The organism is Neorhizobium sp. DAR64872/K0K18 (assembly GCF_050500175.1).
GTDB lineage: Bacteria > Pseudomonadota > Alphaproteobacteria > Rhizobiales > Rhizobiaceae > Neorhizobium > Neorhizobium soli.
Map to the genome: position 1 here is coordinate 72480 of NZ_CP191447.1, position 22921 is coordinate 95400.

The following is a 22921-nucleotide window of genomic DNA, read 5'->3' on the forward strand; positions in this document are numbered from 1 at the left end:
GCCGATCAGAAAACTTGTAAGAGTGCATCAAATCGGTATCATGGGTGCATTAACTCTAGTCGGTTTTCGTGGCGATCACAACACCGTTTGACGGGCGGGTGCGATGGATAAAAACACTGTCTATGCAGGGTACCTAGGCCCGCGAACCCTGACTAGCGCAGCATTATCCGTGCTGCTCGCGGCCAATACTGCTGCGTCACAAGACCTAGCCACAACAGGGCGTATTTCCAGCGATTACAACGATTCTGTGACAATCAATGAGGAATCTCTTGTCACGAACTTCGAAGATCGCTGGAGCGGTGTCGAGACATCGGAGAAGGAATTTGTCCTTGGTGCAAACGGTGTTGTCACGAAGGGCGGAGCTGAAGTATTGGGCACAACGGCGTCGAAAGACGCGGGCGCCAAAGGGCATCACATTGATGCGTCTGTCAGCGCATATTTTGATGTCTCGGAGCGCGCCACCGGCCGCATTGAGCCTGTCCTAACTCCCACTCTAGATACTACATCTAGTGATACCCGCGAAAATCTAGGGGCAGGAACTCCCGTTGAAGAGTGTGGGCCGTCGCGCCTGTCACCTGACGAGATTAAAGCGTTGGTTGCATCCACTGCGCGGCGATACAGCGTCGATGAGGGCTTCGCGGTTGCGATTGCCTGGGCCGAAAGCCGCTTCGATGAGATCCGCAATTCACCGAAAGGCGCACGCGGACCTATGCAGCTTATCCCCGAAACGGCGGCTCGCTTCGGTGTTCAGGACATTTGTGATCCCGCTCAAAACATCGAGGGCGGGATGAAGTACCTCCGCTTCCTGCTCGATGAGTTTCAGAACCCGCTTCTGGTGGCAGCCGCTTACAACAGCGGGGAGGGGCGCATCTACGAATATGGCGGCGTTCCGCCATTCCAAGAAACCGTCGGCTATGTCGCAAAGGTCGTGAATTTCCAGCTTGGCCTACCGATGCCAACCGGCAAACGGAAGGCGAGCGGGATCGTCCGAGACATGGCGGCAAAGAACACCAGCGATGCCGGAGTCATCGCTGTGGAGAAGACCGGCAAGTTCGTCGGCGGCGTGATGCATTTTTAAGGAGAGAACTATGAAGAACGTCGTTTCCCGGCATTCCGGGGCATTGAAGGCAGTAGCCGTCATTGGCTTGGTGGCAGCCCTGCAGGTTGCAGGCGCTGATCAAGCGCTTGCACAGGCTGGCGGTGGCGGCGGCGGTGCATTCGCCCCCCTTCAGACAGCCGTACAGATGATCGTTGACTTCATCACCGGCCCCTTCGGACGTCTGATGGCAATCATCGCCGTGATTGGCCTCGGCTTCCTTGCCTTTGCCGGCAGGCTTTCGTGGTTCACGGCCGGAGCCGTCGTCATTGGCATCGGTCTCGTGTTCGGCGCCCCTGCCATCGTTGACCAGATGATTTCGTCGGTAGGCGGCGGCTGATGAGCGATTTTCAGGACGAGAAGCCAGCTTTGACGCCGTTGGTGATCGGCTTGACCCGTTCTCCGACGCTATGGGGCGTGCCCTACATGGCGGTCGTCCTGATCATCGGCGTGACAATCATTGGGTGGCTGGTGACGAACCATCTGGCGGCACTGCTGATCGCGCCAGCCGCCTACCTTGTCCTTTTCTCGCTTTGTGCCTGGGACAGCAAGATTCTCGACGTCCTGCAGGTCACGTCCCGCAAGACGCCAAGGACCCCCAACAAGCGCTTTTGGGGCACCAACTCATACGGACCATAGTAGATGCTGAAAGTCGTCAAGGAAGAGCTTGGGTTTGGGAAGGTCGCCGGCAACGAGCGGCCTATGTCCGTTCACATCCCCTATATGCGGCATGTGTCTGACACGGTCATCGGGCTCGAGAATGGAACCCTGATCAGCGTCATCAAGCTTGATGGACTGTTCTTCCAGACGGAGGACCAGGCCGAATTGAACATGCGTTCTGTTGTGCAGAACACCATGATCCGAGCACTAGGTTCCAGCCGCTATTCTCTTTGGTCGACTGTAATCCGTCGTGAGGTCGAGACCGAAATCGGCAGTTCGTTCGATTCCTCCTTCTGCGAGATCCTGAACGATCGCTATATGGACCAACTTCGCAAGAAGCGGATGTTCACGAACGAAATCTACCTGACGATCGTGCGTTCGGGCATGAAAGGGGCGCTTGGCCTCGGCGACTCGCTGAAGCGGATCTTTGAACGCTCGAGCAAGGAGGCCAGGGCCCAAGCGACCCGTGAAGACGTGACCGACCTCGAAGAGCTGGTTGGGAACATCGTGAGAGAGTTGCACAAGTACGGCGCAAAGCCGCTTGGCATCACGTATCGCAAGAAATCAGACGATACCGCGAAAAAGGACATCGATGGAGAAGACGCTAAGGGCGATCCGTATTCGGAGCCCTGCGAGTTCTTCAACACGATCCTGACCTGCGGTGTGCCGCGAAAGATGCGGCTTCCGCGCATGGGAATTCGCAACTACGTCGGCACTTCACGGCTTCACTTTTCAAAGCGGACGATGCAAGCACAAGCGGCGGTGGAAGAAGATAGCCGCTATGCCGCTCTACTCTCAATCAAAGAATATCCTCCATTCACTGGTCCCGGCATGTTGGATGGGTTGCTGCAGGTGAACCACGAGTTCATCCTGACGCAGTCCTTCACCCTTGCAGACAAACCGATCGCACAAGAGCGGATCAGCCGCCTTCAACGCCAAATCAAGGCCTCCGACGAAGCGGGTAGTTCGGTCGAATCCGACATCGACTATGCTTTGAACAGCCTTCTCAATCAGGAGGCTGTATTCGGCTTCCATCATTTTTCGCTTCTGTGCATTTCGCGGGACCTCGAGGGATTAAGCCGTTGCGTGTCGGAACTTGGCGCTTGCCTCACCGACATGAACATCAACTGGCTCCGGGAAGACCTTAATCTTGAGGCGGCGTTCTGGGCGCAGCTGCCTGGAAACCGCTCCTACATCTCCCGCATCGCCATGCTGTCGAGCGCCAACTTCTCCGGCCTTTCCTCGATGCATAATTTCGCGACCGGACAAGCGGATCGCACCCATTGGGGCCTGCCGATCACCATTCTGGAAACGACCTCACAAACCCCCTACTGGTTCAACTTCCACCGCCGGGATATCGGGCACTTCACGGTGACTGGTCCGACAGGATCCGGCAAGACCGTAGGTTTGACCTTCCTGCTGGCTCAGGCGATGCGGGTTTCACCCACGCCTCGCGCCGTGTTCTTCGACAAGGACCGTGGGGCTGAGATCTTCGTCAGGGCGATCGGCGGAGCCTACGAAGTTTTGTCTCCGGGAACGCCCACGGGCTTTAACCCGCTGCAACTGGAAAACACCGGCGAGAACCGGGAATTTCTGGTCCGTCTGCTCAAGGCCATGCTGCGCGGCGATCGTCGCACCGACTTCACGCAAGAGGACGAGGACACGCTGGAAAAGGCAATCGTCCGGATCATGCAGGAGCCGGCAGCTCAGCGGAACCTCCCGAATCTTGCCGGCCTCTTGATGGGGCGGTCCAAGGCCGATGCCAACGATCTGTACTCGCGGCTTCGCCCTTGGATCGAAGGCGAAAAAGCCTGGCTGTTCAACGCGCCCCATGACGTCCTTTCCTTCTCGGGTCACAGCGTGTTTGGCTTTGATATGACCAACATCCTCGGAAACGAGGAGCTAAGAACCCCTGCGCTGATGTATCTTTACCATCGGCTGGACGAGCTGCTGGACGGTAACCCCGTCATGTTCTTCATGGATGAAGGCTGGCAGCTACTTATGGATGACACCTTCAGCGCCTTCATCGTCGACAAGATGAAGACGATCCGAAAGCTCAACGGCATCGTGGGCTTTGGTACGCAGTCGGCTGCTGACATTACCAAATCCAAAGCGTCGCACACGCTCATTGAGCAATCGGCGACCAACATCCACTTCCCGAACCCACGGGCTGACGAAGAGAGCTACATCAAGCGCTTCGGCCTGACGGTGAAGGAGTTCAAGTTCATCAAGAACACGCCTCCTGAAAAGAGAACCTTCCTGATCAAGCACGGCAATGACTCCGTCATTGCACGTCTCGATCTGTCGACAATGCCGGACCTTGTAAAGGTGCTTTCGGGACGCAAGGAGACGATCGAGGAGTGCGCGGCACTTCGCGAGCAGTACGGAGACGGACCGGAAAACTGGTTGGCGAAATTCTGCGGATGGGAGAAGGCCGAATGAGGAACAGTCCGACTCTGACGCTGCTTGCGGCAGCCTTGGCATTGGGAACAGCGCAGCCAGCTTTTACTCAGGTTCCCGTTACGGATGGCGCTCATACCGCGACCGATTCAGTGCGCAACGAGACTACTAGAAAGATCGAGGAGACCGACAGTCGCCGGCACTCGGTTAGCAAAAGTGTGACGTGCTCTATGTACCGACCCGGCCGTGGTGGTGACGCGCCTTCGGCCGCGCAGGCCAACCCGGAGATTGTTGGGCTCGTGAAGCGAGTGGCGCGTGAGGAAGGTGTTGATGAAACCCTCTTCATGTCCCTCGTGTACCAGGAAAGCCGGTTCAATCCCTGTGCCAAGTCGCCGGTTGGAGCGATGGGCCTGTCACAGCTGATGCCTGGAACAGCTAAGGATCTTGGTGTCAATCCTCACGACATCGAGGACAACCTTCGAGGTGGGGCACGATATCTCAAGCAGCAGCTTCGCACCTTCAACGGCAACACGAGCCTCGCACTTGCCGCCTACAACGCAGGGCCAGGTAACGTTCGCAAGTATGGCGGCATCCCTCCGTTCAAGGAAACGCAGGGCTATGTCGCCGCGATTAAGGGCAAGTGGATGCCGCAATTTGGTGGCTCCGACGTCTCGAACATACCTGAGAACTTCGGCGGGGGCAGCTCGGGTTTTTCAGGTGCGAGAGACGCTACGATCAATTCCATGGCAACCAGCCAGTCGATTTCCGAAAACAGCGGGAACGTCGCCTCATGGCTTCAGCAGCTCGGCCAGATGGAAAGCGGCACGATCCAAGACAGCTGGGATCACAATTCCGGGGCGCGTAACGCCAATCTTGAAATGATGAACCAGGTCATCCGCCTCGGAACAACGATGGCGGAGCTTATGAATTCTCAAAATGCACTCGATCTAGGCGGGCTCTCGGGGTCTTCGCGGTCCAGCGACTACAAGCGAGACGAGAAAGAAGACGATCGCGAGGTAGCTGACCTCTGCGACAAGGAACTGCAGCTTGAGTGGAATCCGGAGGAACAGGCCTGCGTTCGAAAACTCGAACCAGAGGCTGACATGAAGCTGATGTTGAGCGCCGAATGACAAGGAGAACGGCCATGAAAAGAGCATTTCTGACTGCGTTTTCGCTAGCGATGGCGTCTACTGCGCATGCACAGGTTCCCGTGATCGACAGCGCCAACCTGAAGATTGCAACGGAAACCTCTCAGACGACCGATCAGATCCTGGATACGAACAAGGAGGTTCTGAAGACGGTAGAAGAGACGCTTAAAGCCGTCACGGGGGATCGCGGGAGCGTTTCAAATCCCATGCAGAACCTCGCCGTTGGTCAAGGTTTCAGCGTTTCTCAGATGCCGTCACTCGATAGCCTGATGCAGGGCGGAGTCCCGAACTTCGGCAGCATGGGCGGTGACATCGGCCAGATTGCCACCACCTTCATCAACGGTCTTCAGCTAGTAAAGAACTTGTCTGGCAAGGCGGACAGCACGTTCTCCGGCGACAAGTCCTACGAACAGATGATGAACACCGTCCTTGGAGTTGCTGCCCTAGTCACCGGCTCGCAACAGGCCGTTCAGTCCCGAACACAGGCATTCCAGCAGGCAGGTCAGCAGATCGGCCAGGCCCAAGACATCAAGGGGTCCATCGATCAGAACACGCAGCTGCAGGTTCAAACCGGCCTGACGATCAACGAAATGATTGGCGTGATGAATGGGGCGGTCGGCTCCCTGCAGGCTCAAAACCAGCGCCGCCTTGTCGACATCTCCAATACCAAGAAGGCGCTGACCTACGGTGACTAAGACATTTCGAGTGAATGGTTATGTGCTCCTCTCCGTTCTGGTTGCTGCCGGCGTAACTGGCTGCGCCGGTGCTCCGAAAGAGAAGACTGCACCATGCAAGAGGCCGGCAAACCTCACATCCTACGCCGAGGATCCGCGACAGGAATGTGGCCCAATGACCAGCGTGAATGGCAACCCATCGGAAGCGCTGGCGGCGATCGACGCTTTCGCTGCAAGCGGAGAGCAGTGACCCCATGAACTTTCTAGGCGGCCTGCTTGAGGCTCTTGAAGATGCAGGGCGGAATTTCTCCCAACGGGCTTATGAGGTCGTTGGCGACGAGATCATGCCCTTGCTGACGATCATGCTTATTGCCTACGTCGCCTATTACGGACTTCAACTCGTCATGGGGACCGCGCGAGTGAGCGTCGGCGAGATCGTCGGCCGGGTCGTGCGGATGATGCTTATCGTCGCTTTCATTGATCAGTGGGGCAACTTCCAACTCTTCTTTTACGACTGGCTGAACAACACGCCGGAAGACGTGGGGCGGGCGCTCCTGACGGCTAGCAGTACCGGGATAACTGAGCCGACAGACGGCCTCTCCATGATTTGGGAGACAGCGAATGAGGCAGCAGCAGCATTCGCGGAGCAGTCAGGCTACTTCGCCATTCTCCCGGGCCTTGTAGGGTTCCTGATCATGCTGGCGGTTGGGCTGTTCATTGCCGTTGCGCTTGCCATCCTCGTGCTTGCGAAGGTGATGATGTGGGTGCTGCTTGGCACTGCACCGATCTTTATCGCCTGCCTATTGTTTGATTCCACGCGCCAGTACGGAATGGCTTGGTTCCAGCAGGTTTTGACGTACGCGATTATTCCGCTCTTCGTTTACGTCGTCGCCGCCTTTCTCATCACGACCATGGACGCTGAACTGCAGAAGGTCGCAGCGGCAGCATCCGCGAACGAGATCCAGCTAGACGATATCTCGGCTTTCGTCCTGATCTGTGCGGCTGGTGCTTTTGTCCTCTTCAACATCCAAACTCTCGCCCAGGGAATTACCGGGGGCGTGGCAACGGGCGTTGGGCAGATCGCTCGATCGGTTGGCTACGCGACCGGTGTTGCACTGCCGGCACGAGCTTTGACCGCGACACGTTCTGTAGCCGGGAGGGCTGGAGAATTAGGAATGGCCGCACGCGCCAGAACCCATGCCGGCATGAGGGAAAACATCCAAAACGCCGGTGCAGCAGAAGCGATGCAAAACAGAATTACCAACAACAGTCTGCCCAACTAGGCAACTGGTGGCGGGAATTAAGGGCTAGGATACATGGCAGAGAATAACGATGCTCTCCGGAGCTATTTTCAGGATGGGGACCGTTGGGAACAAGAGATCGTCAAAAAGGCCAAACGGTCCAAGGCGTTCGCTTGGCTGATTACGCTGATCTTCGGCGGCATCACGATCCTGTCGCTATCCGCATTGGTGATGCTCGTGCCCCTCAAGAGCTTCGAGCCGTACATCGTCGAGGTCGACAAGAACACTGGCTACATTGAGGTCAAGACAGGGCTGACCCGAACATCGAACATCACCGATCAGCAGGCGGTCACTCAGGCGAATGTCGTCCGTTACATTCGATCCCGCGAGGGCTATGATCCTTTTGCCATCGAGCAGAACTTTGGAATTGCAGCTTTGCTCTCCACCGGCGACGCAGCGCGCGACCTCCAGGCCCAATGGAGTGCCGCGAACCCTGACAATCCAGCTCGCCGGCTCGGCAAAAGCAAGTCGATCACCGTTGACATAAAGTCTGTCACCTTCCCCAACACGACAACGGCGCTCGTCCGGTTCTCGACGCATGAGCGCTCTGATTCAGACGTCATCACGCGCCATTTCATCTCTATCGTTCGCTATCGCTACACGGATACGCCTGAGCGCAACGAATGGCGCTTCGAAAACCCGTTGGGCTTCCAGGTTTATGACTACCGCCGTGATCAGGAAACGGTGACCTCGGGAGGCCAGCAGTGAAATATGGCTTCCTACTGGCGGCGTCGATCGCCGCTCTCACGATGACTCACGCCTATGCGGCGCAACAGCCCCGCCCTGGCAGTCTGGATGCGCGTGTGACCAGTGTTGTCTATCAGCCGAACAACGTCGTGAAGGTGTCTGCGACCTACGGCATCTCGACGATGATCATCTTCGACGAAGATGAGAAGTTTGAGACGATCTCGCTTGGCGACACCGACAGTTGGCAGGTTGCCCCGTCCGAAAAGGGCAACATCCTTTTCGTCAAGCCGATAGCCAAGGAAGTTTCCACAAACATGAACGTGGTGACCTCAAAGAGGATCTACTTCCTTGAGCTCAACGACTATGCACCGGAAGCAGGGAAAAAGGTCTTCGGCATTCGCTTCGTTTATCCGGAGAAGAACCTGAACGAGTCTCTGCGGAAGGAGGCTGAGTTTCGGGCAGCTAACCCGAACATTTCGAGCATCGACAAAGCGAACGTCAACATTGACTACTCTTTCTCGGGCGACGCGGCGCTGAAGCCGACAATGGTCTTCGATGACGGAAAGAAGACCTTTTTCAAGTTCGGCCGAGGGACCGTGCCGGCCATTTTTGCCGTTCAATCCGACTTCTCCGAGACCCTGCGAAACTTCCGCAAGGAAGGCGTATACATCGTCGTTGACGGCGTAGCCACGCAATACACGCTCCGGGACGGAAACCAGTGGACGTGCATTTTCAACCTCCGAAAGCCGGACTTTGCAGCACCTGATCATGACATCATGGCTCCGAAACCGGATCCTGATGCCAGCAAACGCAGGAGGAGCGGCAACTAATGAAGCGCAGCCCTGAACTCGACGCAATGGCGGCGGCCGACGAGGCCGAAATCAGCAATCGAAACGTGAAGCGCAATCAAACGGTCGGCATGGCCGCCCTTTTGCTGGCTGGCGTCTTCGCCGCGTACCTGGTGCTCGCGACGTCCGGAGAAAGCCCGCCTGAAAGCCCGCAAAGTGAGGAGGAGTTCCGTACTACGACCTTCCGGCCGCCTGGTTTTGTGCGCGATGGAGAACCCACTCTCCCACCACCCGAACAGCCTGTCTTGGAACTTCCACCTCCGCCTCCTCCGCCGCCAGCTCCGCCGGTGGACGTCACTGAATTCAACGTGCCTCCCCCGCCCGAAGTAGCTCAACCGGCGAGCGCCCCCCCGCCCGCCGAAGAGGTGTTTCCGGAGCGATTTCGGTCAAAGCTAATCACGCTTGACCAGAACCTGGGAGGATCCGCGAATGGTTCGCTCGATGGCTCGAACAGCGGCACGCCTTTGACCGTCGCTGGCGAGGATCGTAACAGCCAGTACCTGTCCTCAGCGAGTGCGATCGGTGACCGTTCCGCCAAGGCCCGGCAGATTGAGCGCATCGACGCCATGATCCCAGAGGGCACGCTGATCCCCGGCATCTTGGAAACGGCGATCGTCAGCGACCTTCCGGGCCAGGTCCGGGCCATCACATCCAAGGATGTCTACTCCTTCGATGGGCGGCGTGTCCTGATCCCAACAGGAACACGCCTGATCGGGGAATATCAGTCCGAAGTTACGCGGGGGCAGAAGCGGGTCTTTGTCGTGTGGACGAGGCTGATCCGGGATGACGGCGTGTCGGTGCGCTTGAACTCTATCGGCACGGACAGCCTCGGGCGATCGGGCCTGACGGGTCATGTCGACAACAAGTTCCGTGAGCGCTTTGGCGCATCAATCTTGCTGTCGATCGTCGGAGGCGGTGCAAGCTATCTAACCGGATACGGTAGCGACTCCAGCTCCGGAAACGATGACACTGAGCGAGGTGCTGAATTGGCGCGAGAAACGATCGCGCAGACCTTCAGCGACATGGCGAACACGGTCCTTGCCGAAAACCTGAGAATCCCGCCAACGATCAGCGTACCGCAGGGCGAGCGGATCTTTGTCTATGTTCGCCAGGACCTCGATTTCAGCGCCATGTACGACGATCCTGTCACGGAAGCGATGAAGGAGATCAAACGTGAACGTTATGGTAGGTAACACGACGGCTCATGATCCCCACTATTTCCTGAACCGGTCTCTGGAGCCCATCAGGCAATTTCTCGATGACCCGAAGGTGGTTGAGATTGCGGTGAACCGGCCAGGCCAAGTCTATGTTGAGCGCTTCGGTGCTGATCACATGGAGCATCATGAAATCGTTGCTCTGACGGCACGCGAGATCGAGAACATTGGCGAGCGGGTTGCCGCAGCGACAAAGCAGTTCCTCAACGCCGCTAATCCGATCCTGAGCGCAGCACTGCCGACCGGCGAACGTATCCAGGTCGTCTTGCCGCCCGCGGCACCTGACGGCGGGTCGATCACGATCCGTAAGCAGGTTGTGCAGAACTTCTCTCTGCAGGACTACCGTGACAACGGCTCTCTCGACAAAGTCTCGGTTGCTGTCGGGGGCCTAAGCGACGTGGATCGGGAGCTGATCGCCTTTCTACGTGCGGAGAAGATCTACGACTTCATCCATACGGCCATCACGAAGCGGGTTTCGATCCTGATCAGTGGCGGCACGTCGTCGGGCAAAACCACCTTTCTGAACGCGTGCCTGAACTCGGTAGACCTGAATGAGCGGATTCTGACGCTTGAAGACACTCGTGAGCTATTCCCACCACAGAAGAACGCGGTCCACCTGATCGCCTCCAAGGGTGGGCAAGGCACTGCAAACGTAGCGATTCAAAACCTTCTTGAATCGGCGCTTCGAATGCGGCCGGATCGCCTCTTTGTTGGCGAGATTCGTGGAGCTGAGGCCTTTTCATTCCTTCGCGCCATCAACACAGGCCACCCGGGCAGCATGTCGACAGTACACGCCGATACGCCGCTCGGCGCTTATGAACAGCTCGCCATGATGATGCAGCAGTCCGGCATGTCCGCCGGCTACTCCAAGCAGGATCTGATGTCCTACATCCAAATGGTCATTCCGATCGTGATCCAGCTCAGGCGGGAAGGCGGCAAGCGCGGGGTTTCCGAAATCTACTTCGCACGGGATGCATCATGAGTAAGGGGCTACAGGCCTTCTATCTGTTCTTCTGCCTGTTGATCGCATTTGCAGTCTGGATGCTGGCGTACGGGGCGGGGCTTCAGCTCTTCTACGGTGACGGAAGGATCCTCGAGGCGACAATCACCTCAAACCCATTCGCGCCAATTCAGCAGTTCTGGGCCTATAGCTCCTCCCCTTCCCTTCAAAAAGTCGCGCTCGGCTCCGTAGTGCCCGCGCTGCTCGTATCAGGCCTCATTGCTTACCTTGGGCTCAAACCTACCAGCAATCCATTGGGGGATGCGGCCTTTCAGGATCTTGCAACACTTCGGCGCGGGAAGTGGTTTGGCAAGAAGGGTCACATATTCGGCCGCATCGGGAGCAACGTCCTCCGCGCGTATGACGATCGCCACCACCTCATTATTGGCCCGACCCGATCCGGTAAGGGCGCGGGCTACGTCATCCCCAACGCTCTCATGCACGAAGGCTCTATGATCGTCACGGATCTGAAGGGCGAGGTCTACAAGGCAACCGCCGGCTATCGGAAGCGCAACGGGAGCCAGGTCTTCTTGTTCGCGCCGGGTTCCGAGACGACCAACAGCTATAATCCCTTGGATTTCGTTCGTCCGGAGCGAGGCAATCGCACGACTGACATTCAAAATATCGCCAGCATTCTTGTACCGGAAAACACCGAATCCGAGAATTCAGTTTGGCAGGCCACAGCTCAACAGGTTCTGGCCGGGGCCATCAGCTATGTTCTCGAAAGCCCCTTCTACAAAGGGCGCAGGAACCTCGGCGAGATCAACTCCTTCTTCAACAGCGGGACCGATCTGCAGGCCTTGATGAAGTACATCAAGGAGAAGGAGCCATACCTGTCGAAGTTCACGATGGAGAGCTTCAATTCCTACCTGTCTCTCTCGGATCGGGCTGCGGCCTCGGCACTGCTTGATATCCAGAAGGCGATGAGGCCGTTCAAGAATGAACGCGTTGTGGCCGCAACGAACATGACCGACATGGACCTTCGATCCATGAAGCGTCGTCCCATCACAATCTACCTTGCCCCGAACATCACCGACATCACGCTTCTTAGGCCGCTGCTGACGCTGTTCGTTCAACAGGTGATGGACATACTCACCCTTGAGCATGATCCCAACTCCGAGCCGGTCTATTTCCTGCTGGATGAGTTTCGCCAGCTGAAGCGCATGGACGAGATCATGACGAAGCTGCCCTATGTGGCCGGCTATAAGATCAAGCTCGCCTTCATCATCCAGGACCTGAAGAACCTGGATGAGATCTATGGTGAGACGTCCCGACATTCGCTCCTTGGCAACTGCGGCTATCAGCTCATCCTTGGTGCCAATGACCAGGCCACGGCAGAGTATGCCTCCCGGGCGCTTGGCAAGAGAACCATTCGGTATCAGTCTGAATCACGAACGATCGAGCTTATGGGATTGCCGCGCCGAACAAAGGTCGAGCAAATTCGCGATCGGGACCTGATGATGCCGCAGGAAGTGCGCCAGATGCCCGAGAACAAGATGATCTTGCTGGTGGAGGGTCAGCGGCCAATCTTTGGAGACAAGCTGCGCTTCTTTAAGACGCAGCCCTTCAAAGAGGCGGAGGCCTATTCTCAGACGCATATACCGACCGTTCCAACTGTCGATTATCTGCCACCTAAACCTGTTCCAGCGACCACGCCAGCCTATGCCAATGCAGGCCAGGAACAGGCTGAACAAGCGGAAGCGATAAAGCCTGTGACTGAGGCGAAAGCGGAGGAGCCGCGGGCGCCTGTCCAGGAGGAGACTCCAAAAGAGCCAGCGCCCTCCACCTCGCCCGCTCGTGTTGTGAATCCATCCGCCTTGGCCAACAAGAAGGTCAGCGCCGGGGGTACTCCGGAACCTGCAAAGGCAGCTGTGCCCGCTCGCGAAAAGCACACAACACCTGTCTCAGAGAACGACATCGAAAAAGCGCACAATGATCGGGTTAGTCGCCTTAAGGAGGTCGTCGAACGGGAAGCCGAAGGCAAATCACCGCGCAAAAGGAAGAGCTTGGAAGAGCTATTCGCAGCGACCGTTCCTGATCCAATCATGGAATAGGCCGGCCGCTAATTCAGGTTCAGAAGGGCCAGAAGCTCGATGCGTACTGACCCGCCTCTGTTAGCCAAGCTACAGAAGCATGATACCAGCCGATCACGGTCCCGTAGACCTTGATCAGCATCGCGAGGATCCCAACGGAGACCATGCCCCACACCATGATCTTGCCGACGATGTCGGCAGACTTGGGGTCGTTTACTTCCACCAGGTAGGTGTTCTGATTACCGTCCTGCATGACACTTTAGCGATCACGGTCGTCCCGATTACGCTCCCTCTGTTCAACCTGTTCACGCTCCAACTCCTCGAGACGAGGAATGTGCTGTTGCGCGGGATCAGTCCGAGTGGTCTCGCCGCCCCGCTGGGCCGCTTCCCTGTCTCTGTTTACACGATCTTGCTGCCTCTGAGTAGCGTCCACCGTCTCAGCGAGCTGGTGAGCCTCACGCTCCGCTTGCCCAATCGGACGTTCCTCTTCCAGATCCACCCTGAGATCGCGTTGGCGATCGTCGGCAGTATCCGCAGTTATCGGCTGCTTGTTTGACTTGTTTTCGTCCCCACGCTCTTCATTGCGTTCAATCGTCTCGATCTCCGCGCGAAGTTCTGGATCCTCGTTGGCAACATCCCGGAGATAGCCGTTTCCGGTAGCGGCGAGTTGAGCTGCATGATGAAGCGAGGCCTCAAGGCCCTTCTCATACTGCTCTCGGTTTTCGTCTCCGAGCTCGCCGGCTTCGATATGGGCGAGGCCGGAGCGATAGTGTTCCACATTTTCCATCGCATCGTTACCTGCCTCAACGACAGCCTCTCCATGCTTGGCAACAGCTGCCTCCCTCTGGAGGTTAGCATTCGTCTGCTCTTGCACCTCGGATGCCGTTCTTTCCGGCGCGGCACCACTTTCTCTGGAGACGTCACCAGCAGCGTTTCGTCCATCCTGCTCATCAAGCCCACGCTCCTTCATTTCGAGCATCTGCCTGCGCAGATCGACGATCTCGCGAGCGAGGGAGGACACTTCTTCGAAGCCTGACCGGTCCTCTGGACCAGCGCTGCGCTGAAGGTTGAACAGAGCCGTTTCAACCGTCTTTTCGTACGCTTCGAACTCCGGGCGTGTCTGTTCGCGCATGTCCTTTGCCTCCGACAACATGTCTCTGATTGCTAACATATTGGAGCGGTAATCACCGCCAAAATCCGCATGAATGACCGAACCAGCAGGCGATTGATCCACTTGGACAAGGCCGTTTTCCAGATAGGAGCGATGCTGAGCGGCGTAGGCCGCAACCACTGTGTCGCCAGCGTTGACTGCAATCTTCTGCCAAGTCTCCTGCGCTTTTAGGATGTACTGGCGGCTCCTCTGGCTCGTTGCCACCACGCGTCGACCAGCTCGCTTTGCGTCATATCGCGCCTGTGCCGGATCGCTGGTGCCTACATGCTCGGTTCGACCGTCATGCCTGACGGCGCGAACCTGATTTCGCGTGAAGGCTGGCGGCGTAGCGAACTCGCGCCGATCGGTCATTTCCATATTAATGCCGTGGTCACGCGCCTTCTCGGCCATGACCTCACGCCATTGCCGGAAGGTGGCCGGAGTCGTCTCGATCCGGTCGCCCGATTCCGAACGCATGGTAACGATGGCATGGGCATGAACATGCGGCCGCTTGCCCCCCTCCCCTGCTTCTTTCGGATCGTTCTCCGGATCATGCATAGCGAATACGTACCGATGGCCCGCAAACTGCTCAGCCAGGAAGTCGCGAACAGCTCCTTCGAACGCGACAGCATCCGTGCCAGCACGCGCCGACATGATCACGTGCATCACGTCACGGCTCTTGCGGCTGTGCAGCTCATCCCGCCATTCCTTTTGCACCAGGTCGCCCGCAGCCTTGTCATCGGCAATCGAACGTCCCTGATCGTCTCGAACGTCGTTCCGCTGCGCGATCAGGTCTCGCAACTTGGCAGCGCCATATTCCACGCCGTTGCCATAGCCTGTGAACGAGAAAGCCGCAGGGGCCTCTTTCGCAACGGCGCTGGCGTTGAAGCGCTCCTGAACGATGGCGGCCGCCTTCGCGTCAGCCGTCAGCCGCTCGCCCTGCCCGCTGCGCAGCACGACATAGCCCTCGACCTTCAGCGATCCATTGTTTCGGGTTTCGACAGAGTAAGCGTAGGGTCGATCACCAAAGCCACTGCTGAGAATGTCTCGCACCTTCTCATGCGGGTTCGAGCCGCCGGAAACGCTCACCTCGACGCTAAACGCGCCGATATCGCGGCTCTCGGTCCTGTTTTGGAAAAGGTGATCCCAATCGCCACGGAGACGCGCCAGCTCCTCACGGCCACGCAACGTCTCGCCGTTCTCGTTCTCAACCTTCAGCTCCCCCCTCTGGAAACGTAGTTGAGCATCGAGCCGACGCGGGCGCCACCACCGTAGGAAGCCAGTTTGACAACTGCTGGCTGGCTTCCTTTGGCAACGCTCGCAAGACGAACATCCATTGATCGCATAGCACCCGAACCCGCAGCCATCGTCCTCGAAGGCGATGACACGTTGAATGCTGAAGTCCTCACGCCTCCCCTAGATCCCGAGCCGCCTTTCGACATCCCAACCTGGTGCTGCAGATTCTTCAGTCTCTTCTCAAGCTCTTCCTCGACAGCGCTCCCACGGCCGCCAAGCGTCATTTCGTGCAATAGCGCAGCGCGCCTTTGCTCCCATTCGCTTGTGAAAGTGCCGAAAAAGAACTCCACGGCCTACACCTCGCCTCGGCGCTCATGCCCGGCACGGCGCGAAAGTGTCCGCAGCTCACTCATAACGGCCGCCTGAATCCGCTGGACGTTGCCAAGGTTGATGTCCAGCTCTGAGGGATGGACACCCTTTCCTGCATTCAGGGAGCGGGCTACCTGATTCAAATTGATGCCGATCATCCGCATGTCTTCGAGCAACGCGGCCATGATCAACCTGTCTTCAGCAGTCAGAATGGGTCGAACGCCAGCACCCTCGAGGAGCAGCGAACGGAAAAAAGCAGACACACTCATACCGGTCGACTTGGCCGCTTCTTCGATAGCCGAATGCTCTGCATCGCTGACGCGGACGTTGATTAGACGCCCCTTGCGTTGCTTGGCTGTCGGCGCTTCGATCGTGTCTTCACTCATCAATCAATTAAGCCTTCCCGGAGCCTTGCGACCATCATCGTGGGCTTGTCCCACGATCGCAGTGCAAAATGTAAAACATTTTTGCGTATCCTGCCACTCTAAACCTAAAGCACTATCCCAAAATTTCAACCAAATTCCACCTCTTGACTGGCTACGCTCCGCTTCGCTTCGCACCCTTTCCGTTGGAACGCTCACCAGGGTTCACCGCCAAAACCGCTCTCGAAGGCCTTTGTCTGTCCCTCGTACTCAGGCGAAAGGGACGCTTCGCTCTTCGCCCTTGCGCCCTCCGTGCGAGCGCCAAGTGAGGCCTCACGCGGCTCCGGGGTTCACCACTCGACCCAGACCTTGTAAAAACCACACGACTAACTCGTGTGGTTTCATTGATGTCCAACGGCGTGTGATCACACGTTTGTTTTGATCTTAACCTGCGTGTGTTCACATGTTAGGTTTGCTTCGATGTGAAGATTTTAACGACGATACTGATGTGCCGATTGAACCCACGTCGGATCGCTAGGGGGCGGGGGAACCGTTAGTCTGAGAGGATCGCGCAATGACAATCTGCATATCGCTGGTAAGCGGCAAGGGTGGAGCGGGCAAGACAACCGCCGTAATCCTGGTCGCTGGAGAATATGCGCTTCATGGTAAGCAAGTGCTCTTGGTCGATGCCGATGGCCGACAAAACCTCAATGAGTGGTGGTCCCGTTCCGAGGCGAAAGACAACAGGCCAGACGGCATTGAGCTTCGCACGGCGGTAACCAATGCATCACTTCAGCATATTCTGGAGAACGAAACCGCCGGGTTTGACGTCGTGCTGATCGACTCGCCCGGTCAAGACACCGTGCTACGGGACACGATCATCGCCGGCTCGCAGATCGTTATGACGCCGATCCAGCCAAACCAAGACGAGATCCTTGCTGCTGGCCAGGCAGCAATGGACGTGGCTGACGCCTGCGATCGTACCGGGCGAAACATTCCACATCTCAACTTCAGAACCCGGATTACTCTCCCGGGACGTTCACTGGAAGCCTACCGCCTGATCCGCCCCTTCATCGCAAACCTGCAAGAGCAGGGATATGATTCACACCTCCTTGATACCGAGCTGTATGAGCGGAACCCCTATCGGGACATCAGACTAGGATATGGGACACTGCAAATGCTTGAGCTCAGCGACTCGGTCAGAAAGGCCCGGAGTGAGGTTATGGGCATGATGCAAGAAATTGAACGTTTCCTGACAAACGAGGAAAAGAGGGCGTAAGATGGCTAAAGGGACTTCCAGTATATCTGATTTTCCCGTTGCACCGCGACGGTCACGGGGGAATGTGCCCAATTCAATGTCGCCGCCGGCTATAGACAACGAAGCAGAAAACTTGGTGGCCAGCGATCATCCAGACCAGGTTGCTATCGAAGAAGCTCCAGCGAAGGTCCCTGACGTTCAAGTGCCACAACGGTCGAGCTTGATTCTGCCATCACCGGAGGCTCGCCGGGAGAGAGCGACGAGCAGATCGTTAGAGCGTGAGGCATCCAGAATACGACTGCAGGAGCTGAAGCAGAATAAAGCGCGAGAGAGCAAACACTTCGTCAACTGCCCCCTTGATTACGATACTAAGAAACGTCTGGAGCGAGCAGCCTCTGAAAACGACTTGAAAATGACGGTGATCGTCAAGGCCGCGATTGACCAGTTTCTGAAGGATAATGGTTATTGATCCTCGACCTTCGATTCCTGGGCGGGGTGGCGCTAGGCGCAACTCTTGGATTTTTGATCAACCCTGAAGCGACGGAGAAGGTCGGGATCGATATTCGCGCCATAAAGAGAACTTTTCTCAGTGTCGGCGCCGCTCCACCGGAGCCTTTCAAGCAAACCGACTGGCCAACGGACGATCGCGCCAAACGCGAGCTGTTCCGGTTCGCAATGTGGGACTTCGAGGAACACGGACCGAAGTCTGAGATCCGGATCACAAGATGCATCAGCATCGACCAGTTCTCCCTAGCTTGCGAAATGCGCGTGAAGTTGAGTTGGGTCAGCGAGGAGAGGATCCTCGAAGGCATTTTTCAACCCAATGCCCACAGCTGGAATTTGATTGCTGCGAAGGCGGTGAACAGGAATGCTCGCAGTCAAACTTGACTCGAGGCACAACGCGCCTCTGAGTTGCGCATTTCGATCCCAAGAGAGCAATGTTACAGATCATTCCCCCCAATATTGTTAGGTTTGTGTGACTGGCGCGCAGGATGACAGTGCCTTAATGGCACGTTATGGTGCGTGATATCTGCCACTGGCGGATTTGGGGACTGAGGGAATACCGACGGTGCGGAATCTATCCGACTATATCAATTCAAGGGAACTGGTTGAGACCACAGATCCAGATTTCCAGAGACCCTTGTACCGCCAGAAGGGCTTCGACGGCATTGTCAGCTTCGGGGAGATCGACGCAAAGCTTTCCGCATTCCTCTTAGACGAACGTGCGAAAACTGGTTTGACCCAGAGTGATTTCGCGACCTTGGCTGGTCTCGCACGAGTGGTTTATAGCCGCTATGAACTGAACATTTCGCGCCTTACCGTATCACGAATGATCCACCTTTCCGAGCTCCTTGGTTTCCTGCCAATGCAGATGATTCATGCTGCGGCACCTCATCTTTACGGCAAAGATCCTCAAGAGGCCGATGATCGGGTTGAATTGTTCAGACTTATTCATGACCTCCCCCACGACACCATACGCAGTTTGATTGGCATAGTTGGCCAATTGACGCCAAGCGATGTTCTTGAGGCTCGACAGAAAGCGGAAGCGGAGGCTGAAGCGCAAGCTGAGGCTGAACGCCAACGATTGAACCGAAAAGCTGCGAGAGCCAGCAGGAGAGGCCGTCCGCCTGGTCGCCCACCAGGTCGCAAGTCATCTACAACCGAAACACCTACAGACGAATGAGAGCTGAAACCGGTTGTAAGTGCTGTCAATGTAGGAAGGCTGACTTCAGGCCTTTTCCATCGAGACCTCACCCTAGTGCGTCAGCACAGCCCCTCACCCTGCTTTCCGGCCTCCGTTCGTATTGGCGCGCATCAACGACATCAGCATTGGTCCGAGCCCGAACTCCCCTGCCCTCGCTCGACGCGTGAGATCGCGGAGATATCCACCTGCCGAATTGATATGCCCTGCCCTCTCCAGGATTGCAGCCATAGCAACCGCCGCGTTCTCGGGCCCCATCACCTCACACGCCTCCTCATAAGCCGACGGGCTAACACCAAGCATTGATCGAACCACCACCGCGGCCCCCATCAGCTCGCGCCAATGGGAGATCGTCCCCCCGGGCCCGTAATCCAAAATCTGCGGGCAGGCTTTCAGGACCATCGACAGCGGGAACGCCTTCATCTGTTCCGGCTTTGCCAACGGCTGAGCAACCTCTTTGGGTGCTACTTCCAACTCGACGGCTCCGCCCGGCTCTTTTCCAGAGCTAGGTTCAAGTTCATGGATGGATTCGGGTTTTGAATTCTGTATGTGACAGCCATTTTGAACAGCATTGCCGTCCATATTTTGAGAATCTAACTGATTTTCCAGAAGGTTGAGGATTTCAGTGCGCAAAAGCTGCATCTCGTCGAGGATTACCTCCACCTGGCGACGGTCAGGATTGCGGGGGAGTCGGCTGACAATGCCGACATACATGTTTTCGATGGCTTCCCAGTCGCCGTCGGCCCCCTCTTCCATCGCGGCGGAAATTAGCTTGCGTACATCACGCCGGCAGATAGTCAGCGCTTCTTTGGCTCGTCTGAACTGCAGGCGCTCGGCAGCGACTTCCTGTGCCAGACCTGCAAGTTCCGCAGCACGAGCCAAAAGTGGAGAAAGATCGAATCCAAAAGCCTGCTCGATATCGCCACCCTTGTCCCGGTGAGCGTAGCGCTTGCCGTTCGGACTATCCTTGCGCTGGATGAGCCCGGCTTCGACCAAGGCAGCCAAATGCCGCCGCAAGGTCGTTCCGGTTATGCCGTGCGCTCTGACAGACAGCTGAGCATTGGATGGAAAGACCACCAATCCACTATCGCAGTTGAGCTCGCTCTCTGGATAAAACGTCAGCAATGCGTCCAGCACAGTCAGCGCCCTGTCCTGGAGGCCAAGGCGTTCACGGGCCTCACAAGCGTCGCGAAACACTTTCCATTTTTCGACCTGGCGGCTTGGTTTCGTCTCGGACGTCTGGAGCTGCCTCTTTACAAGAGCAAGCACAGCCGGCCGCCGCCCAAAGGGCGTCGTCACATTTCCCGTCTGCATATTCCTTCACCTTTCTTCAGGCAAAAGAAATCCGCTCACCAAAACGATGCCAAAGACTCTTGACTGGGATTCATGGAAATGCGATTCTCTATCTTGCTAGGAATTGAGAGAGGCTTCCATGACGGAAACGTTTTGGGGGCCTTTTTCTTTTGTCGCGGTCTCTCCTCTTGACCAATTAACGAGTGTCTCGATCACACCTCTTTGTGAGTTGGATCTGAACGATTGTTGTATTCGCTTAGAAGATCAGGCATTCGGTCCGCGAGCCAGCGCGCGAAAGCGCGTTCCTGCTTCGGGATTGAGACCGTAGTTCCAGCCGAATTACTCTTCATGCGGCCAAAAACTCGGTCACCCACGGCGAAGTCAACAATCTCTTCAGCTGGCTCCGTAGTCACTTTGTCGGCCGCCGAACTTGCAGCACGTATCGCTTGTGCAATACGGCTGGAGCTGTCAGCGCCTCGAAACTCGACCGTGTCGATTATTTTACGAACACGTGCTGCGCTGCTCGGATCTTTCAGCAACTCGGCAAATGCGGTCCATTTCGGTCGACCAACTCCCTTTGCTCTTCCGATCGCAAGAATGATGTCTTCGGGTACCGCCTCCGTCACTCGAAAAAGATGCGATATTGCCGCTTCTGAAGCTCCCAAGATTGGGCACATGGCGCGATGGGAAAGGCCAGCACTTTTCAGCTGTACGGCCCACATTGCCTGCTCAATCCAGGTCAGGTTTTCCCGAACACCATTCTCGAGCGATTGCTCTTCAATCAACTGCCGATCGGAAAGTTCTCGAACATAGGCTCGAATCTTTATGGTCTCCGGGCGGTCCGATTCTGCCATTATGGCCTTGATCGCTGCCCATCGACGGTAACCGTATGCAAGCTGGTAATGATCCGCTTTCGTCGGATGCGGCCGAACAAGAACCGGAATTTTTTGGCCTTCACTTGCGATTGAAATCTTAAGCGCCTCGAGCTCTTTGGCCGCGTCCTCGTCGTTGCCAAAGCGATCTCTATAGGGGGAGCGGTCGATACGGTCAGGATCGAGTGAAATGACACTATCTTCTGTGAGCTGTGTCAGTGCCCGACCCACATTGGAAATGACAGGTGAAGAGTGCCGCCGCGCCAGCGAGGGCTTGTCGGACGCGTCCGACGACACAGGAGATTCCGTCCGGGTTTCGGCGGCCGCCATTCGCTGAAGGATGCTTTTCTTCATGTGCTACGTCCCCAAACTTTGTGAACGAGGTCGAGGATCTCGGAGTTAACTCGGTCAGCGCTCTCAATTGCGCGCTTCAACGCCTCACGACCGACCTCACCCGACTCAAGCTCGTATAGGGTCTTCTTCGCTACCGCTGCACCGGCGATTGCCGTCGATTTCGAGCGCCTCCGCCACGAGTACATCATCACCAAACAATCGGCGCATGACTCCGGACATGTACTTCTGCGGCCCGTCATTCGGGTTCACGCGCGTGAGCAGGAAGCGGAAAAAGTCATGCTCAAATTTAGCTCCAAACTGCCCCAGCACCTCCGATAGATCGGAGATCATGATCAGGAACTGATTGCACGATGCAACGTCGAGCATCGCCGGGTGAACGGTAATGATTAAGGACGTGGCTGCATAAAGAGCAGCGAGTGTCGAGTATCCAAGGGACGGTGGGGTGTCGATGATAACGATATCGTATCGATCATCGACGCGGGCCAGGGCACTGCTTAACCGCTCGAAAAACAAACCCAGGTCATCTCTGGTTTTCGAGGTCAGATAGGACGGGGTATCAAACTCAAAGTCCATTAGCTCCAGATTGCCAGGAACTAGATCGACACCTGGGAAATAGGTTGGCCGGATCACCTCAGCGAGCGGCCGCCTCTCATTGTCATATCGAATGGCTGCATAGGCTGTCTGGTTCTCGCCGAGATCGAACTCGGGCTGAATACCAAATAGCGCAGTCATCGATGCTTGCGGATCAAGATCCAGACACAAGACCCGATAACCCTGAAGCCCTAAAAAATGTGCGAGATGGATAGAAGTGGTTGTCTTGGAACTACCACCTTTGAAATTCGCCGTAGCAATTACCTGAAGCTTTTCCCCTTTGCGACGATGCGGAAGCAGCTCGCCAGCTTCGTCAGGACGAAGTTCGGCCAGGAATCGCCTCAGTTCCTTGACCTGCTCTATCGTGTACGTTCGCCTATTGTTTTCTGCGCGCTCGGGCAAAGGCCCCTTCCCTTCCAGCGTCAACTGGCGAAGAGTACTTTCCGGAACCTTGAGTAGCCTCACTAGGTCAAGGGTTGAGAATGTCCGGCCAAATGTTTTCTGCGCAGAGGGTGGATAGACAGCTTCACGCATATCGTTCAGCTCCGCAGAGAGTTTCGAGGTGTAGACCTCGATCTTCGACGCAGTGTCTCTGACGCTCTGAGAAGCTAGCTGCAACATTCAATCCTCTTGACGGTTCTGATCACTTTACGAGATCATTTCCGTCAGGGAT

The 22921-nt window shown here is 56.6% G+C and carries 21 protein-coding genes and 2 pseudogenes; 17 read left to right on the plus strand and 6 right to left on the minus strand.

The window, feature by feature from the left end; translation table 11 throughout:
• The first annotated feature begins 103 nt into the window (after nt 1-103).
• Genes ACQY1P_RS22965 through ACQY1P_RS23025 form a run of 13 tightly spaced genes read left to right on the plus strand, consistent with a single transcriptional unit; the run spans nt 104 to nt 13082 of the window.
• Entirely contained in the window at nt 104-1078 is a 975-nt protein-coding gene (locus tag ACQY1P_RS22965) for a lytic transglycosylase domain-containing protein (RefSeq protein ID WP_145162260.1), read from the plus strand.
• Nucleotides 1079-1088: 10 nt separating this feature from the next.
• Nucleotides 1089-1436: a TrbC/VirB2 family protein gene (locus ACQY1P_RS22970; RefSeq protein WP_037093745.1), complete on the plus strand. Its 348-nt coding sequence runs from the start codon at nt 1089-1091 to the stop codon at nt 1434-1436.
• Nucleotides 1436-1735, plus strand: coding sequence for a type IV secretion system protein VirB3 (locus ACQY1P_RS22975; RefSeq protein ID WP_081950740.1), 300 nt, complete (start codon nt 1436-1438; stop codon nt 1733-1735). Before ACQY1P_RS22970 ends, ACQY1P_RS22975 begins: the two co-directional genes overlap by 1 nt.
• 3 nt (nt 1736-1738) lie before the next feature.
• Nucleotides 1739-4198, plus strand: coding sequence for a VirB4 family type IV secretion/conjugal transfer ATPase (locus ACQY1P_RS22980; protein WP_145162263.1), 2460 nt, complete (start codon nt 1739-1741; stop codon nt 4196-4198).
• Nucleotides 4195-5286: a lytic transglycosylase domain-containing protein gene (locus ACQY1P_RS22985; RefSeq protein WP_145162339.1), complete on the plus strand. Its 1092-nt coding sequence runs from the start codon at nt 4195-4197 to the stop codon at nt 5284-5286. Before ACQY1P_RS22980 ends, ACQY1P_RS22985 begins: the two co-directional genes overlap by 4 nt.
• A gap of 14 nt (nt 5287-5300) precedes the next feature.
• Nucleotides 5301-5999 carry a type IV secretion system protein gene (locus tag ACQY1P_RS22990; RefSeq protein ID WP_145162265.1) on the plus strand — a complete coding sequence of 233 codons (699 nt, stop codon included), beginning with the start codon at nt 5301-5303 and terminating at the stop codon, nt 5997-5999.
• Nucleotides 5992-6228, plus strand: a complete 237-nt coding sequence (locus ACQY1P_RS22995) for a hypothetical protein (protein ID WP_145162268.1) — start codon at nt 5992-5994, stop codon at nt 6226-6228. Before ACQY1P_RS22990 ends, ACQY1P_RS22995 begins: the two co-directional genes overlap by 8 nt.
• A 4-nt stretch (nt 6229-6232) precedes the next feature.
• Nucleotides 6233-7261 carry a type IV secretion system protein gene (locus ACQY1P_RS23000; RefSeq protein WP_037093751.1) on the plus strand — a complete coding sequence of 343 codons (1029 nt, stop codon included), beginning with the start codon at nt 6233-6235 and terminating at the stop codon, nt 7259-7261.
• A gap of 33 nt (nt 7262-7294) precedes the next feature.
• Nucleotides 7295-7987, plus strand: a complete 693-nt coding sequence (locus ACQY1P_RS23005) for a virB8 family protein (protein WP_145162270.1) — start codon at nt 7295-7297, stop codon at nt 7985-7987.
• Entirely contained in the window at nt 7984-8796 is an 813-nt protein-coding gene (virB9, locus tag ACQY1P_RS23010) for a P-type conjugative transfer protein VirB9 (RefSeq protein WP_145162273.1), read from the plus strand. The genes ACQY1P_RS23005 and virB9 overlap by 4 nt, the downstream gene beginning before the upstream one ends.
• A complete protein-coding gene (virB10, locus tag ACQY1P_RS23015; protein ID WP_145162276.1) occupies nt 8796-10007 on the plus strand; it encodes a type IV secretion system protein VirB10 in 1212 nt (403 codons plus the stop codon). Before virB9 ends, virB10 begins: the two co-directional genes overlap by 1 nt.
• Entirely contained in the window at nt 9988-11010 is a 1023-nt protein-coding gene (virB11, locus tag ACQY1P_RS23020; protein WP_145162279.1) for a P-type DNA transfer ATPase VirB11, read from the plus strand. The genes virB10 and virB11 overlap by 20 nt, the downstream gene beginning before the upstream one ends.
• The gene (locus tag ACQY1P_RS23025; RefSeq protein ID WP_145162283.1) at nt 11007-13082 is read left to right on the plus strand and encodes a type IV secretory system conjugative DNA transfer family protein; all 2076 of its coding nucleotides are present in this window, start codon (nt 11007-11009) and stop codon (nt 13080-13082) included. Before virB11 ends, ACQY1P_RS23025 begins: the two co-directional genes overlap by 4 nt.
• 19 nt (nt 13083-13101) lie before the next feature.
• On the opposite strand, the gene ACQY1P_RS23030 is transcribed toward ACQY1P_RS23025, so the two are convergent.
• From ACQY1P_RS23030 to ACQY1P_RS23040, 3 genes and pseudogenes are all read right to left on the minus strand, one after another.
• Nucleotides 13102-13314, minus strand: a complete 213-nt coding sequence (locus ACQY1P_RS23030) for a hypothetical protein (RefSeq protein ID WP_186447680.1) — start codon at nt 13312-13314, stop codon at nt 13102-13104.
• Between the two features lie 6 nt (nt 13315-13320).
• Nucleotides 13321-15797: pseudogene (locus ACQY1P_RS23035) on the minus strand (relaxase/mobilization nuclease domain-containing protein).
• A 3-nt stretch (nt 15798-15800) separates the two neighbouring features.
• Complete coding sequence (locus ACQY1P_RS23040; protein WP_145162291.1) at nt 15801-16202, minus strand: DUF6290 family protein; 402 nt, start codon at nt 16200-16202, stop codon at nt 15801-15803.
• A 550-nt stretch (nt 16203-16752) separates the two neighbouring features.
• Between ACQY1P_RS23040 and ACQY1P_RS23045 the strand changes: the two genes are divergently transcribed.
• The 4 genes from ACQY1P_RS23045 to ACQY1P_RS23060 all read left to right on the plus strand — a co-directional run bounded on the left by ACQY1P_RS23045 (nt 16753) and on the right by ACQY1P_RS23060 (nt 19120).
• A complete protein-coding gene (locus tag ACQY1P_RS23045; protein WP_145162295.1) occupies nt 16753-17457 on the plus strand; it encodes a ParA family protein in 705 nt (234 codons plus the stop codon).
• 1 nt (nt 17458) lies between these two features.
• Nucleotides 17459-17905 carry a hypothetical protein gene (locus tag ACQY1P_RS23050; RefSeq protein WP_145162298.1) on the plus strand — a complete coding sequence of 149 codons (447 nt, stop codon included), beginning with the start codon at nt 17459-17461 and terminating at the stop codon, nt 17903-17905.
• Nucleotides 17902-18324 carry a hypothetical protein gene (locus ACQY1P_RS23055; protein ID WP_145162301.1) on the plus strand — a complete coding sequence of 141 codons (423 nt, stop codon included), beginning with the start codon at nt 17902-17904 and terminating at the stop codon, nt 18322-18324. Before ACQY1P_RS23050 ends, ACQY1P_RS23055 begins: the two co-directional genes overlap by 4 nt.
• Nucleotides 18325-18577: 253 nt before the next feature.
• Entirely contained in the window at nt 18578-19120 is a 543-nt protein-coding gene (locus ACQY1P_RS23060; RefSeq protein WP_302079820.1) for a helix-turn-helix domain-containing protein, read from the plus strand.
• A gap of 93 nt (nt 19121-19213) precedes the next feature.
• Here ACQY1P_RS23060 and repC read toward each other — a convergent pair whose 3' ends face one another.
• The 3 genes and pseudogenes from repC to repA all read right to left on the minus strand — a co-directional run bounded on the left by repC (nt 19214) and on the right by repA (nt 22869).
• A complete protein-coding gene (gene repC / locus ACQY1P_RS23065; RefSeq protein ID WP_145162304.1) occupies nt 19214-20452 on the minus strand; it encodes a plasmid replication protein RepC in 1239 nt (412 codons plus the stop codon).
• A 191-nt stretch (nt 20453-20643) separates the two neighbouring features.
• Nucleotides 20644-21657, minus strand: coding sequence for a plasmid partitioning protein RepB (repB, locus tag ACQY1P_RS23070; protein WP_145162306.1), 1014 nt, complete (start codon nt 21655-21657; stop codon nt 20644-20646).
• Nucleotides 21654-22869, minus strand: a pseudogene (gene repA, locus ACQY1P_RS23075) (plasmid partitioning protein RepA). Before repA ends, repB begins: the two are co-directional and overlap by 4 nt.
• Nucleotides 22870-22921 lie beyond the last annotated feature (52 nt).

Bases quoted from the DNA above. Each gene is read 5' to 3' on its own strand.
- ACQY1P_RS23040 (WP_145162291.1), bottom strand. From the start codon at position 16,202: ATGAGTGAAGACACGATCGAAGCGCCGACAGCCAAGCAACGCAAGGGG.
- ACQY1P_RS23045 (WP_145162295.1), top strand. From the start codon at position 16,753: ATGACAATCTGCATATCGCTGGTAAGCGGCAAGGGTGGAGCGGGCAAG.
- repC (WP_145162304.1), bottom strand. From the start codon at position 20,452: ATGCAGACGGGAAATGTGACGACGCCCTTTGGGCGGCGGCCGGCTGTG.
- ACQY1P_RS23050 (WP_145162298.1), top strand. From the start codon at position 17,459: ATGGCTAAAGGGACTTCCAGTATATCTGATTTTCCCGTTGCACCGCGA.
- ACQY1P_RS23005 (WP_145162270.1), top strand. From the start codon at position 7,295: ATGGCAGAGAATAACGATGCTCTCCGGAGCTATTTTCAGGATGGGGAC.
- repB (WP_145162306.1), bottom strand. From the start codon at position 21,657: ATGAAGAAAAGCATCCTTCAGCGAATGGCGGCCGCCGAAACCCGGACG.
- ACQY1P_RS22980 (WP_145162263.1), top strand. From the start codon at position 1,739: ATGCTGAAAGTCGTCAAGGAAGAGCTTGGGTTTGGGAAGGTCGCCGGC.
- ACQY1P_RS22970 (WP_037093745.1), top strand. From the start codon at position 1,089: ATGAAGAACGTCGTTTCCCGGCATTCCGGGGCATTGAAGGCAGTAGCC.
- ACQY1P_RS23025 (WP_145162283.1), top strand. From the start codon at position 11,007: ATGAGTAAGGGGCTACAGGCCTTCTATCTGTTCTTCTGCCTGTTGATC.
- ACQY1P_RS22975 (WP_081950740.1), top strand. From the start codon at position 1,436: ATGAGCGATTTTCAGGACGAGAAGCCAGCTTTGACGCCGTTGGTGATC.
- virB10 (WP_145162276.1), top strand. From the start codon at position 8,796: ATGAAGCGCAGCCCTGAACTCGACGCAATGGCGGCGGCCGACGAGGCC.
- ACQY1P_RS23030 (WP_186447680.1), bottom strand. From the start codon at position 13,314: ATGCAGGACGGTAATCAGAACACCTACCTGGTGGAAGTAAACGACCCC.
- ACQY1P_RS22985 (WP_145162339.1), top strand. From the start codon at position 4,195: ATGAGGAACAGTCCGACTCTGACGCTGCTTGCGGCAGCCTTGGCATTG.
- ACQY1P_RS22965 (WP_145162260.1), top strand. From the start codon at position 104: ATGGATAAAAACACTGTCTATGCAGGGTACCTAGGCCCGCGAACCCTG.
- ACQY1P_RS23000 (WP_037093751.1), top strand. From the start codon at position 6,233: ATGAACTTTCTAGGCGGCCTGCTTGAGGCTCTTGAAGATGCAGGGCGG.
- ACQY1P_RS22990 (WP_145162265.1), top strand. From the start codon at position 5,301: ATGAAAAGAGCATTTCTGACTGCGTTTTCGCTAGCGATGGCGTCTACT.